The sequence below is a fragment of the Kitasatospora sp. NPDC002522 genome (assembly GCF_053595195.1).
On the sequence record NZ_JBSFXE010000003.1, the window covers coordinates 42,988 to 54,816 of the forward strand.

Here is an 11,829-nt window from a genome sequence, read left to right on the forward strand (position 1 = left end):
GGTGCGGGCCGCCGTCGAGCTGGTCAAGGAGCAGCCGGCGTGAACGAGGAGCTGAACATCGTCCGGGTGGCGAACTTCGTCACCCCGACCTCCGGTGGCCTGCGCACGGCGCTGCGCCACCTCGGCGCGGGCTACCAGGCGGCCGGTCACCGGGCTGCCCTGGTCATCCCCGGGCCGGCCCGCAGCGACGAGTGGACCGACCAGGGCCGGGTGATCACCCTGCCCGGCCCGCTGATGCCCGGCACCGGCGGCTACCGGCTGCTCACCGGCCGCCGCGACGTGGCGGCCGTGCTGGAGGAGTTGGCACCGGACCGGCTGGAGGTGTCGGACCGCACCACGTTGCGCTGGACCGGCGAGTGGGCCCGCGCCCACGGGGTGCGCTCGATGATGGTCTCGCACGAGAGCGCCACCGGCGTGCTCGGCACCTGGGGCGTGCCCGGCGCCGTCGCCCGCGCGGCCGCCGACCGGCTCAACTCCCGTACCGCGCAGAGCTACGACACGGTGCTGTGCACCACCGCGTGGGCCGCCGAGGAGTTCGAGCGGATCGGCACCACCAACCTCACCCAGGCGCCGCTCGGCGTCGACCTGGAACTGATGCACCCCGGCGCGCGGGACCCGCAGGTACGCGCGCGCCTCGCCGAGCCCGACCAGGTGCTGCTGGTGATGTGCTCGCGGCTGTCCGGCGAGAAGCGCCCCGAGCGGGCGCTGGAGGCGCTCGCGGAGCTGCGCCGCCGGCACCGCGTCCCGGCGGTGCTGGCCGTCGCCGGAACGGGCCCCCTGCGCGCCCGACTCGAGCGCCGGGCCGCCGAACTCCGGCTCCCGGTCCGCTTCCTGGGCCACCTGGCCGGGCGCTCCGAGGTCGCCGCGCTGCTGGCCAGCGCGGACGCGGTGATCGCCCCCGGGCCGGTGGAGACCTTCGGGCTGGCCGCGTTGGAGACCCTGGCCTGCGGAACCCCGGTCGCCGTCAGCCGCTCCTCCGCGCTCCCGCAGGTGATCGGCGACGCCGGTCTCGCCGCGCCCGACACCGGCGAGGGCTTCGCGTTGGCCCTGCGCGAACTCCTGGAGCGCCCCGAGGCGGAGCGCCGCGCCGCGGCGCGGGCCCGCGCCGAGGTGTTCTCCTGGGAGGCCGCCACCGCCGCCTTCCTGGCCGCCCACCGGGCCGGCCGGCCCGCCGACACGCCGCGTCCGGTCGCCCACGCCACCGGCAGCACTACCGCCGCCGCCGAACCTGGACAGGTCGTCATTTCCTCGCCGGCCGCCGGGTCCGTCTCCGTGACCGCCGAGGGCGCCAGGTGACCGCCAGACCGGGCCAGGGCGCCGACAACTCCGGTGCCCCGCAAAGAGATCCCCGCACCCCCCTGCACCTGACCGGAGGGACGTGATGACGGTTCGGTTCGTGGCACTCGGTGACTCCCTCACCGAGGGCGTCGGCGACCCGGTCCCCGGCGGCTGGCGAGGCTGGGCGGCGCTGCTCGCGCCCAGCCTCTCCCCGGAGCCGGTGGACTTCCGCAACCTCGCCAACAGCGGCGCGCTCAGCCGCGACCTGCTGGTCTCCCAACTGCCCACCGCCCTGGCCGTGCGCCCGCAGTACGCCGGGGTGGTGGTCGGCGGCAACGACACCCTGCGGGCCTCCTTCGACATCGAGCTGACGGCCCGTCACTACGCCGCCGTCCTCTCCTCGCTGACGGCGGCCGGCACCGTCCCGCTCACCGCCTGCCTTCCCGACCCGGGCACGCTGCTGGGTCTGCCGGCCCCGCTGGCCCGCCCGCTGGCCCGCCGGATGCGCTCGGTCAACGCCGTGGTGCACGCGCTCTCCGACCACTACCACGCGCGGCACGTGCACCTGGCGGACCTGCCTTGGACGCAGAAACGTTCCCTCCTGAGCGTGGACCGCCTGCACCCCAGCGCCTCCGGCCACCAACTGATCGCCTGCGCCTTCCACAGCCTGCTCGCCGAAGCCGGCCACCCGGTCGGCGACCCGCCCGCCGAACTGCCCGCCAGCGAGCCCGGACGCGCCGCGAACTTGTGGTGGATGGCCACCCAGGGCACCCGCTGGGTCGCCGCCCGCTCCACCGACCTGCTCCCCGGCCTGTTCGCGCTGGCCTTCCTGGAGGCCCGGCACCTGCTCCGCGGCACCACCCGCAGGCTCGACCGCACCGACGCCCACACCACCGCCGCCATCATCGCCCGCCTCACCGCCCCGGGCCCCGACCACCACCTGCCCGCCCACCCGACGGACTCCCCCACCGGCACCCCGACCGCGCACTAACCGGCGCGGCGCGTCCCTTCGAGCTCATGGCCGGCGGTCACCACGACCACCGACCATGGGCTCGCCCCGTTCACACCACCACCGACCACGGGCCCGCCCCCGGTCACACAACCACCGACCACGGGCCTGCCCCGGTCACACGACCACCGACCCTGGGCCTGCCCCGGTCACCAGACCTCGCCCTCGCGCCAGTCACAGCTCAACTCACCGTCGAAGTCCAGCCCGTCCGCGCCGAACAGGTAGATCCAGCCGTCCTCCTCGGCGGTCCGGACCGGGCCCTGCGGGCCGAGCGCCCAGGTCGGACCGGTCCACGGACGCCAGCCGCGCGCCAGGTAGAACGGCTTGCCCTCGTCGCTGGAGCCGAGCGCGCCGATCTCGTACGCGGCCCGCACGATCCGCTCCGCCTCGGCCATCAACTCCCCGCCGACACCCCGACGTTGGCGATCCCGCCGGACGGCCACCCCCTCCACGTAGCCGGTCCTCAGCACCCTGCCACCGTGCATCAGCCCCCGCTGCACCACCGCGGCATGCCCGATCAGCTCGCCGCCCTCCCACGCCAGGACGTGCAACCCGCCCAGGCAGTGCTCCCAGTCCTCGTCGGTCATCTCGTCACCGAACACCTCGTCCAGCAACCCCCGCGCCAACCGCCGCGCCACCGGGTCCAGATCCGCCGTGTGTACCGTCCGCACCGAAGCCATGCCCGCATCCTGACAGCCCACCCCCACCCCCACCACGCCAATTCGCCACCACCCACCCGCACCCTCCCGCCGCGCCTCCCCCGCGTCTGACGCAGCATCCGCCCCGGGCAAAGCCACCGCCTTCCCCTTCCCCCACCACACCGCCCCAGCCCTCGGCGCAGCATCCGGCCAGGGCAAATCCCCCTTCCCCCTCCCCACCACACCGCCACCCCACCGCATCGCCAACCCCTACCCCGCGCCTGGCGCAGCATCCGTCCCGGGCAGAATCCGCCCCCTTCCCCTCGTCCGCCACCCCGCCCCAGCCCGCGACGCAGCATCCGCCCAGGGCAAGCCACCCCCTTCCCCCTCCCCCGCCACACCGCCACCCCACCGCATCGCCAACCCCTCCCCCGCGCCTGGCACAGCATCCGCCCCGGGCAAAGCCACCGCCTTCCCCTTCCCCCACCACACCGCCCCAGCCCGCTGCGCAGCATCCGGCCAGGGCAAGCCACCCCCTTCCCCCTCCCCCGCCACACCGCCACCCCACCGCATCACCAACCCCTCCCCCTCGCCGCGTAGCATCCGACCGAGGCAGCATCCGCAGGCATGGGAGGCAGTGGGCATGGACGTCGGTTTCGTCGGACTGGGCTCGATGGGCCGCGCGATGGCCGGGCGGTTGCTCGCCGCCGGGCACGGCGTCCGGGTGTGGAACCGTTCGCCGGAGCCCGTGGCGGCGCTGGTCGCTGACGGTGCGTCGGCTGCCGGGTCGCTCGCCGAGGCGTTCGCCGCGGAGGCGGTGGTCTCCATGCTGGCGGACGATCAGGTGGTCGAGGACCTGCTGCTGGACGAGGAGTTGCTGTCCGGCGCCCGGGCGGCGGTGCACGTCAACATGGCCACCGTCTCGCCCGCGCTCGCGCGTCGCGCCGCCGAACTGCACGCCCGCCACGGGCTGGGCTACGTCGCCGCGCCGGTGCTCGGCCGTGCGGACGTCGCCGCGGCGGGCAACCTGAACATCCTGGCGGCCGGCCCGTCGACCGAACTCGCCTGGGTCGCACCGCTGTTCGAGGCGATGGGCCGCCGCACCTGGCCGCTCGGCGAGGACCCGGCGGCCGCGAACGTCGCCAAGATCAGCGCCAACTTCCTGCTGGTGTCCGCGATCGAGGCGTTCTCCGAGGCCGCCGCCCTCGCCGAGGCGAGCGGGCTGGACCCGGCGGCCCTGCTGGAGGTGCTCAGCAACTCCATCCTCCCCGGCCCGGTCTACTCCGGCTACGGAGCGATGATCACCCGGCAGACCTACGAACCGGCGGGCTTCCGTCTCGCCCTCGGGCTCAAGGACGTCAACCTCGCCCTGGAAGCCGGCGCCGAAGCCCAGGTCCCGCTCCCCCTGGCCGGGTTGCTCCGCGACTCGCTCCTCCAAGCGGTCGCCCACGGCCACGCCGACGAGGACCTCGCCGCCCTCGCCACCACCTCCCGCACCCGCGCCGGGCTCGGACGGGCTCCTCGATGAGCGCAGTGCAGGCGGCGTCGGTGCTCGGCGCCCTGGCTGTGCTCAGCCTGGGGTGGACCGTCCGCAGCTACCTCGTGCTGCGGGCGCTGCTCGCGCGCGGGCTTGAGGTCAAGGGCGTGTGCACCCGGCAGCACCTGGAGGACGAGCACTACGTCTCGGAGGTCACCTACACCTTCGAGGGGCGGGAGTTCACCCACACCGACCACACCCCGGTCAGCGGGTCACCGATGACGGTCGGTCACCGCTACGCCCTCCGGTGCGACCCGCGCCATCCGCGGCGCGCCTTCCTGGTCGACCGGGGCCGGTGGACCAGCACGCTCGCCGGACCGCTGTGCACGGCTCTCACGAGCGGTTTCGCCGTGCTTCTGCTGGCGGGCCCCGCCCCGACCGGGTGACCCGCCCGGCCGATCGGCCTCACTGACGCTCCGTCACTCCCGCTGCGGCTGTTCGAAGGCGCCGTGCCGCCCCGCACCCGCCGCGAAGCGCGCGGCTCCGGCGACCGTGTCCGCGCGCAGGCCGTGACCGCCGTGCCGCCACTCGTTGGCGAGCGCCGCCGGCTCGTCGAGGCCGGCCTGCTCGCGCGCGGAGAGTCGGTCGTGCCGGAGACAGGTCTGCGGGAAGGCGGCCAGTTCGCGGGCGAGTTGCTCGGCCGCCGCGCGTTCCTCGCCGACGCCGACCAGGCGGTTGGCCAGGCCGATGCGGTGGGCCTCCTCGGCGTCGACGGGGCGGCCGGTGAGGATCAGGTCCATGGCGCGGCTCTCGCCGATCAGGCGCGGCAGCCGCACCGTCCCGCCGTCGATCAGGGGCACGCCCCAGCGGCGGCAGAAGACCCCGAAGACCGCGTCGGCGGCCGCGACCCGCAGGTCGCACCAGAGCGCCAACTCCAGCCCGCCCGCGACGGCATGGCCGGCCACGGCCGCGATCACGGGTTTGCCGAGCGTCATCCGGGTCGGGCCCATCGGGCCGGGCCCGTCCGCCGCCAGCCGGTTGCCGCGCTCGGTGCCCACCGCCTTCAGGTCCGCACCGGCACAGAACGTCCCGCCCGCGCCCCACAGCACCGCGACGGCGGCCTCCTCGTCGGCGCCGAACTCCTCGAAGGCCTCGACGAGTTGCTCCGCCGTCGGACCGTCCACCGCGTTCCGCGCGGCCGGCCGGTCCAGGACGACCGTCCACACCGCCCCGTCCCGCTCCACCCTGACCATCAACCACCACTCCCGTTCGCCACCGCCGCAACCGCAACCACGGTCGCCACCGCCGCCGCTAGCTCCGCCGACTCCGCAGCATCCCGCATCGCCGGGCACCCCCACCACACCCCCTTTTCGTCGTATTGACGACAAAGCCCCGCGCGCGTTATCGTCATTGCGACGAAAAGAGAGGACACCGATCCCGATGGCCGACATCACCCGCCGCTTCGGCTTCCGCCACCTGCGCGCCGCCCCGACCAGCCACGTCCGCCACCTACAGGGCGGCAAGCTCGCGCACGAGGGCACGGGGCTGGCCTTCTGGTTCCGGCCGCTGGCCGCGGCGATCTCCGAAGTACCGGCGGACGACCGCGAGTTGGCGATGATGTTCCACGCCAGGACGGCGGACTTCCAGGACCTCGCGGTGCAGGCCACGGTCACCTACCGGATCACCGACCCGGCGACCGCGGCCACCCGGGTGGACTTCGGGATCGACCCGGACACCGGCGCCTGGCGCAGCGAGCCGCTGGACCAGCTGGGCACCGTGCTGACCGAGACCGCGCAGCAGCACGCGTTGCAGCTGATCGCCGCGACTCCGCTGGCGGACACCCTGGTCGACGGGGTGACGGCGGTCCGCGAGCGGATCGCGGAGGGGTTGGCCGCGGAGCCGCGGCTGGCGGAGATCGGGCTCGCGGTGATCGCGGTACGGGTCACGGCGGTGCGCCCGGAGGCCGAGATGGAGCGGGCGCTGCGCACCCCGGCCCGTGAGCGGGTGCAGCAGGAGGCCGACCGGGCGACGTACGAGCGACGCGCGGTGGCGGTGGAGCGGGAGCGGGCGATCGCCGAGAACGAGCTCGCCAGTCGGATCGAACTGGCGCGCCGCGAGGAGCAGTTGGTGGCCCAGCAGGGCGAGAACGCGCGCCGTGAGGCGGAGCAGAAGGCGGCGGCCGACGCGGTGCGCACGGATGCCGAGGCGGCGCGCCGGACCAGGCTGGCGGTGGCCGAGGCGGAGGCGGCCGGTCTGCTGGCGGTCCAGCAGGCCGAGGCGGCCCGGGCGTTGGGCGAGGCGAAGGCGGCGGCGGAGGCGGCCTGGCTGGCCGCGCACCAGCAGGTGGGTCCGCAGGTCCTGCAGGCGCTGGCGCTGATCCGGCTCGCCGAGCACCTGCCGCGGATCGACAACATCACCCTCACCCCGGACGTGCTGACCGGCCTGCTCACCCGGCTGTCGGCCCCGGCGGCCGGCACCCGGACCGACATCGACGCCGGGGCCGGCCACCCGGGAGCGCGGCCATGAGCCTCGCGCCGCGGGTGGTGCTGGTGCACCGCCGTACCGAGTTCGAGGAGTTGATCGCCCATCACGGCACCCGCGGCCAGGCGGAGTTCTTCCTGGCCCGGCGCGGCCGCTCGCTGGAGGAGGCCGAGCAGCGCCACCAGCTGAGCCGCACGGCGCTGGCCGAGGTGGCGGCGGCGGTGCCGCTGGACTGGCGGCAGACCCGGGTGGAGCGGACGGACCTGGACCGGTTCCTGTTCGGGCCGGAGGACGTCGTGGTGGTGGTCGGCCAGGACGGTCTGGTGGCGAACACCGCGAAGTACCTGACCGGGCAGCCGGTGATCGGGGTGGACGCGGAGCCGGGCCGCAATCCGGGCGTACTGGTGCGGCACCGTGCGGGGCAGGCGGGACGGCTGCTGCGGGCGGCGGTGGAGCCGGGCGTGGAGCGGCGGTTGGAGCGGCGCACCATGGTCGAGGCGGTCGCGGACGACACCCAGCGGTTGCTGGCGCTGAACGAGATCTACCTCGGCCAGCCCGGCCACCAGACCGCCCGCTACCGCTTGGACGCACCGGGCGGCGCGGCGGAGTCGCAGGCGTCCTCGGGGGTGCTGGTGGGCACCGGGACGGGTGCGACTGGCTGGTGCCGCTCGACGTGGCTGGAGCGCGGCAGCCGGCTCACGCTGCCGGAGCCGACCGCGCGGCAGCTGTCCTGGTTCGTCCGGGAGGCCTGGCCGTCACCGGTCACCGGCACCTCCCGCGTCCAGGGCCTGCTGTCGGAGCGGGACCGGCTCAGCCTGACCGTCGAGTCGGAGCGCCTGGTGGCGTTCGGCGACGGCATCGAGTCGGACGCCCTGCTGCTCACCTGGGGCCAGACCGTCCGGGTCGGCCCGTCCGAGCAGCACCTGCACCTGCTGGTCTGACCGCGCGAGCCCTGCCGGCGGCCGACACCCACCGCCCCCGACCCGACCCCGCCAGCGGCCGACACTCACCGCCCCGGCCCTGCCGGCGGCCGGAGCGTGCCGTGTCGTTCCGGTACCTCGACCACCGGCGGGGCGCGACCGCGCGTGCGCCGCGACCGCCGTCGGCCCCCCGCCTACGATGAGACGGGGGGCCGACCCGCGATGGAGGCACCGAGATGGCCCGACGATTCGCTTTGACCTTCCCCGGCGAGATCGGCGGCCACGCCGCGCAGGACGTGGTGGTGGTCGAGGCGACCGGCGCGAAGGGGCCGGGCGGGTATCCGGTGTACGCCGACGCGTCCGGCATCGTGCAGGCGGAGATCAGCGACCAGGGCGAGGTGCGGATGCTCGCCAGCGGCGGCCACCAGTCGCCGGCCACCCCGCTGCACGCCGAGCCGCTGCCGTAGCTGCCCGGATCGGCACCCGGCAACCGCTTTCCGCACCCCTGCGGAAGGCGGTTTCCACGGGCAGCACGACCGGACGTACCAGCCTCGCCGGCGCCGCCCGCCCCGCCCGGCCGCGGCTACCAGCGCGGGTGGACCTGGGCGCGCAGCCGCCGGTCGTAGATGTCCTCGATCGCGGTGAGGGTCTGCGCGCTCAGCGGCGACAGCGCGGTGGCCTCGGCGTTGTCCCGGGCCTGCCGGGGGTTGCGGGCGCCGGGGATGACGGTGGTGACGCCGGGCTGCTGGATGATCCAGCGCAGCGCCGTCTGCGCGGGGGTGGCCCCGGGCGGGGCGAGTGCGGAGAACTCCGCGGCGGCCTCCACGCCGGTGGCGAAGTCGATGCCGGAGAAGGTCTCGCCCTGGTCGAACGCGGAGCCGTCCCGGTTGTAAGTGCGGTGGTCGTCCGCGGGGAACAGGGTGTCCTTGGTGTACTTGCCGGACAGCAGCCCGGAGGCGAGCGGGACGCGGGCAATGATGCCCACGCCTGCCTTCTCGGCGGCGGGCAGCACCCGGTCCAGCGGCTTGCGGCGGAACGGGTTGAAGATGATCTGCACGCTGGCCACGCCGGGCCGGGCGATCGCGCTGAGCGCCTCGTCGCAGGTCTCCACGCTGACCCCGTACGCGGCGGTGCGGCCCTCCTCGACCAGCGTGTCGAGCGCGTCGTAGACCTGCTGGTCGGAGTAGACCGAGCTGGGCGGGCAGTGCAGTTGGACCAGGTCGAGTCGGTCCACGCCCAGGTTGCGCCGCGAACGGTCGGTCCATTCGCGGAAGTTGGCGAGGGTGTAGTTCCCCGGCAGCTGCGGCAGCCGGCGGCCGAGCTTGGTGGCGACCATGACCTGCGCGTCCGGCCGGTCCTTCAGGAATCGGCCGATCAACTGCTCGCTGCGGCCGTCGCCGTAGACGTCCGCGGTGTCGAAGAGGGTCACTCCGGCGTCGACGGCCGCGTCGAGCACCGCGAGCGCGTCGCTCTCCAGGACCACGCCCCAGTCCGCGCCGAGCTGCCACGTGCCCAGGCCCACCACCGACACCGGACGCCCGGTCCGGCCGAGTTCTCGCTGTTCCATGCCGCCGAGCCTGCCACAGCGCGCCGCGCGGCCCGACACCGACACTCCCCGAACGGCACCGGACGAACCGTCACCGAACGGCAGCCGACCGCCCCGCCGCAGGGACGGGACGGTCGGCGACCAGCGGGTACGGGTCAGACGTTGACGCCGTAGTCGAGCGCGATGCCGCGCAGCCCGGAGGCGTAACCCTGGCCGATGGCACGGAACTTCCACTCGGCGCCATAGCGGTAGAGCTCGCCGAAGACCATGGCGGTCTCGGTGGAGGCGTCCTCGGTGAGGTCGTAGCGGGCGACCTCACTGCCGTCGGCCTCGTTGACGATCCGGATGAAGGCGTTGCGGACCTGGCCGAAGCTCTGCCGGCGCTGTTCGGCGTCGTAGATGGAGACCGGGAAGACCACCTTGGCGACCTGCGGCGGCACGGTGGCGAGGTCGACCTTGATCTGCTCGTCGTCGCCGCCACCGCCGCCGGTCAGGTTGTCGCCGCTGTGCTCGACCGAACCGTCGGGGCTGCGCAGGTTGTTGTAGAAGACGAAGTGCTGGTCGCTGAGGACGCGGCCGGCCTCGCTGCACAGCAGCGCGCTGGCGTCGAGGTCGAAGTCGGCGCCGGTGGTGGCGCGCACGTCCCAGCCCAGGCCGACGATGACGGAGGTGAGCCCCGGGGCCTCCTTCGTCAGCGAGACGTTGCCGCCCTTCGCGAGCGAGACTCCCATGTTGTGCCTCCTGTGATCCTTTTTTCCCCGTACCCGACACGGCGGTTCGGCCCGGTGCCCCACGCCTGACGGCCTTTCGCCCCCGACCCCCTGGGTCTACCCCCGGAGTCGTGCCGTGAGCCGACCCCCGCCCGAATCTACAGCACTGTAGATCAGCACGGAATCCGCCTTCCCGCCCAGCCCGCGGCCGGATTCACCCCGCGCCCCGCACCCGCCTGACCCGCCGTCAGCGCACCGCGTGAACGGCGGCGGGTCCCCCCGCGACCGCTGGCGAGTCCGCCCGCGTGAACGGTGGCGAGTTCGCCGTACGCACGGCGCCGGGCCAGCGCGGGAGGCGCACCCGTGCGCCTGCCGCCGCCGCGGCGGCGGCGGGCATAGGCTGGCGACGGAGGTGCCGCGATGAGCGATGAGACGATCCCCGGGATCGACCCGAACGTGCCGCCGAGCGGGGACGGCTGCCTGGAGTGCCTGGCCGGCCAGGGCGCGGGCTGGTGGTTCCACCTGCGCCGGTGCGCCGCCTGCGGACACATCGGCTGCTGCGACTCCTCGCCTTCCCAACACGCGACCTCGCACGCCCGCGCGGCCGGCCATCCGTTCCTGACCAGCTTCGAGCCGGGCGAGGACTGGTTCTGGAACACCGAGACCGAGCAGTTCTACGAGGGCCCGACGCTGGCTGCCCCCACCGCGCATCCGGTCACCCAGCCCACCCCGGGTCCGGCCGGCCACGTCCCGATCGACTGGCAGCAGCGGCTGCACTGACCGCCCGCCCACCGCCGCCCGCACCCGGTACGGTCACCGTGGCGCGGGCGGCGTTCGGTCGTGCCGCGGCGGACGAGCGAGGGGACGGCGTGGACGAGCGGCAGTGGGAGACGGTGCGCGCCCTGGCGGCCTGGCTGGAGCGGGGCAGCACCCAACCGCCGGAGATGCAGCGGGTGTTGCAGTGCCTGAAGCTCAGCGAGGAGGCCGGCGAGGTCGCCGAGGCGGTGATCGGCGCGATGGGCCAGAACCCGCGCAAGGGCTTCTCGCACTCCTGGGACGACGTGGCGGGCGAGCTCTGCGACGTGGTGATCACCGCGCTGGTGGCGCTGATCCGGGTGCATCCGGACCCGCCGGCCGCGCTCGACGCCCACCTGGCGAAGGTCGCCGCCCGGGTCCTGCCCGCCGCGGACTGACCCGCCGTCAGCGGCAGCGCGCCCCGGTGGTCAGTGCCGCCCGCCGAGGGCGAACAGCAGGATGACGAACCCGGCGAACAGGTGGGTGCCCGCGATGTAGATCAGGGCGCGGATCATCATCTGCTTGCGGCGCGACTTCTCGTCGCGCACGGCGCCTGTGGACACGTCGCGTCCTCCCGTTGGTGCTCGCCCGGCCGCCTCCGAGGGTAGCCGGTGCGGCCGGGTGGCGGAGATCACGCACCGCTACCGGGCACCTACGGTGGCGTAGATCCCACCTCCTGATCGAGCCCGAGCCATGAGGCCGGACCCTTCGTGAGCTGGTCAAACGTCAGGCCGTAGTGCTTGCAAAGAGCACTCACGTCCTTCAGCGTCCACGCCAGTCGACCATTCAGCCGCTGCGCGATCGTGACCGCCGACAGCCCCAGCAGAGCCCCCAGATCGGCCTGGCTTTCGCGTCGCCAGGCTGAAAGCGCACGGACGCTACCCGTGATGCCTTCCTGCATCTCATCCATGGGATGACCGTACCGAGGCACAGGTTCTTGTGTCAACGCCCCTGAATCGGATACAACATGACGGG

At 74.4% G+C, this 11,829-nt stretch carries 15 protein-coding genes; 9 read left to right on the forward strand and 6 right to left on the reverse strand.

The annotated features are described in order from the left end of the window. Positions 1-39 precede the first annotated feature (39 nt). Positions 40-1,296 carry a glycosyltransferase gene (locus tag ACWD4U_RS03135; RefSeq protein WP_363453524.1) on the forward strand — a complete coding sequence of 419 codons (1,257 nt, stop codon included), beginning with the start codon at positions 40-42 and terminating at the stop codon, positions 1,294-1,296. Between the two features lie 100 nt (positions 1,297-1,396). Further along, positions 1,397-2,269 (forward strand): SGNH/GDSL hydrolase family protein, encoded by an 873-nt coding sequence (locus ACWD4U_RS03140; RefSeq protein WP_363453522.1) that lies wholly within the window; start codon positions 1,397-1,399, stop codon positions 2,267-2,269. 167 nt (positions 2,270-2,436) lie between these two features. Here the strand turns inward: ACWD4U_RS03140 and ACWD4U_RS03145 are convergent, their stop codons facing one another. Further along, positions 2,437-2,967: a GNAT family N-acetyltransferase gene (locus ACWD4U_RS03145; protein WP_363453520.1), complete on the reverse strand. Its 531-nt coding sequence runs from the start codon at positions 2,965-2,967 to the stop codon at positions 2,437-2,439. A gap of 559 nt (positions 2,968-3,526) precedes the next feature. Between ACWD4U_RS03145 and ACWD4U_RS03150 the strand changes: the two genes are divergently transcribed. Both ACWD4U_RS03150 and ACWD4U_RS03155 read left to right on the forward strand, forming a co-directional pair. Continuing rightward, positions 3,527-4,453, forward strand: coding sequence for an NAD(P)-dependent oxidoreductase (locus ACWD4U_RS03150; protein ID WP_449787094.1), 927 nt, complete (start codon positions 3,527-3,529; stop codon positions 4,451-4,453). Next, the gene (locus tag ACWD4U_RS03155; RefSeq protein WP_363453518.1) at positions 4,450-4,848 is read left to right on the forward strand and encodes a DUF3592 domain-containing protein; all 399 of its coding nucleotides are present in this window, start codon (positions 4,450-4,452) and stop codon (positions 4,846-4,848) included. The genes ACWD4U_RS03150 and ACWD4U_RS03155 overlap by 4 nt, the downstream gene beginning before the upstream one ends. Before the next feature lie 33 nt (positions 4,849-4,881). On the opposite strand, the gene ACWD4U_RS03160 is transcribed toward ACWD4U_RS03155, so the two are convergent. Further along, positions 4,882-5,655, reverse strand: coding sequence for a crotonase/enoyl-CoA hydratase family protein (locus tag ACWD4U_RS03160; RefSeq protein WP_363453516.1), 774 nt, complete (start codon positions 5,653-5,655; stop codon positions 4,882-4,884). Between the two features lie 187 nt (positions 5,656-5,842). On the opposite strand from ACWD4U_RS03160, the gene ACWD4U_RS03165 reads away from it, so the two are divergent. From ACWD4U_RS03165 to ACWD4U_RS03175, 3 genes are all read left to right on the forward strand, one after another. Beyond that, positions 5,843-6,928: an SPFH domain-containing protein gene (locus tag ACWD4U_RS03165; RefSeq protein WP_363453514.1), complete on the forward strand. Its 1,086-nt coding sequence runs from the start codon at positions 5,843-5,845 to the stop codon at positions 6,926-6,928. Continuing rightward, complete coding sequence (locus ACWD4U_RS03170; protein ID WP_363453512.1) at positions 6,925-7,824, forward strand: hypothetical protein; 900 nt, start codon at positions 6,925-6,927, stop codon at positions 7,822-7,824. The genes ACWD4U_RS03165 and ACWD4U_RS03170 overlap by 4 nt, the downstream gene beginning before the upstream one ends. Positions 7,825-8,039: 215 nt before the next feature. Beyond that, on the forward strand, positions 8,040-8,270 hold the full coding sequence (locus ACWD4U_RS03175; protein WP_363453510.1) for a DUF6296 family protein: 231 nt from the start codon (positions 8,040-8,042) through the stop codon (positions 8,268-8,270). A gap of 116 nt (positions 8,271-8,386) precedes the next feature. Here the strand turns inward: ACWD4U_RS03175 and ACWD4U_RS03180 are convergent, their stop codons facing one another. Continuing rightward, positions 8,387-9,370 carry an aldo/keto reductase gene (locus ACWD4U_RS03180; protein ID WP_363453508.1) on the reverse strand — a complete coding sequence of 328 codons (984 nt, stop codon included), beginning with the start codon at positions 9,368-9,370 and terminating at the stop codon, positions 8,387-8,389. A gap of 134 nt (positions 9,371-9,504) precedes the next feature. After that, on the reverse strand, positions 9,505-10,080 hold the full coding sequence (locus ACWD4U_RS03185) for a TerD family protein (RefSeq protein ID WP_363453506.1): 576 nt from the start codon (positions 10,078-10,080) through the stop codon (positions 9,505-9,507). Between the two features lie 399 nt (positions 10,081-10,479). Between ACWD4U_RS03185 and ACWD4U_RS03190 the strand changes: the two genes are divergently transcribed. Further along, on the forward strand, positions 10,480-10,839 hold the full coding sequence (locus ACWD4U_RS03190; protein ID WP_363453504.1) for a UBP-type zinc finger domain-containing protein: 360 nt from the start codon (positions 10,480-10,482) through the stop codon (positions 10,837-10,839). An 89-nt stretch (positions 10,840-10,928) separates the two neighbouring features. After that, positions 10,929-11,252: a MazG-like family protein gene (locus ACWD4U_RS03195; RefSeq protein WP_363453502.1), complete on the forward strand. Its 324-nt coding sequence runs from the start codon at positions 10,929-10,931 to the stop codon at positions 11,250-11,252. A gap of 30 nt (positions 11,253-11,282) precedes the next feature. Here the strand turns inward: ACWD4U_RS03195 and ACWD4U_RS03200 are convergent, their stop codons facing one another. Together ACWD4U_RS03200 and ACWD4U_RS03205 are read right to left on the reverse strand one after the other, a co-directional pair. Next, complete coding sequence (locus tag ACWD4U_RS03200) at positions 11,283-11,417, reverse strand: DUF6126 family protein (protein WP_363453500.1); 135 nt, start codon at positions 11,415-11,417, stop codon at positions 11,283-11,285. Between the two features lie 89 nt (positions 11,418-11,506). Further along, positions 11,507-11,764: a helix-turn-helix domain-containing protein gene (locus ACWD4U_RS03205; protein ID WP_363453498.1), complete on the reverse strand. Its 258-nt coding sequence runs from the start codon at positions 11,762-11,764 to the stop codon at positions 11,507-11,509. Between the last annotated feature and the right edge of the window lie 65 nt (positions 11,765-11,829).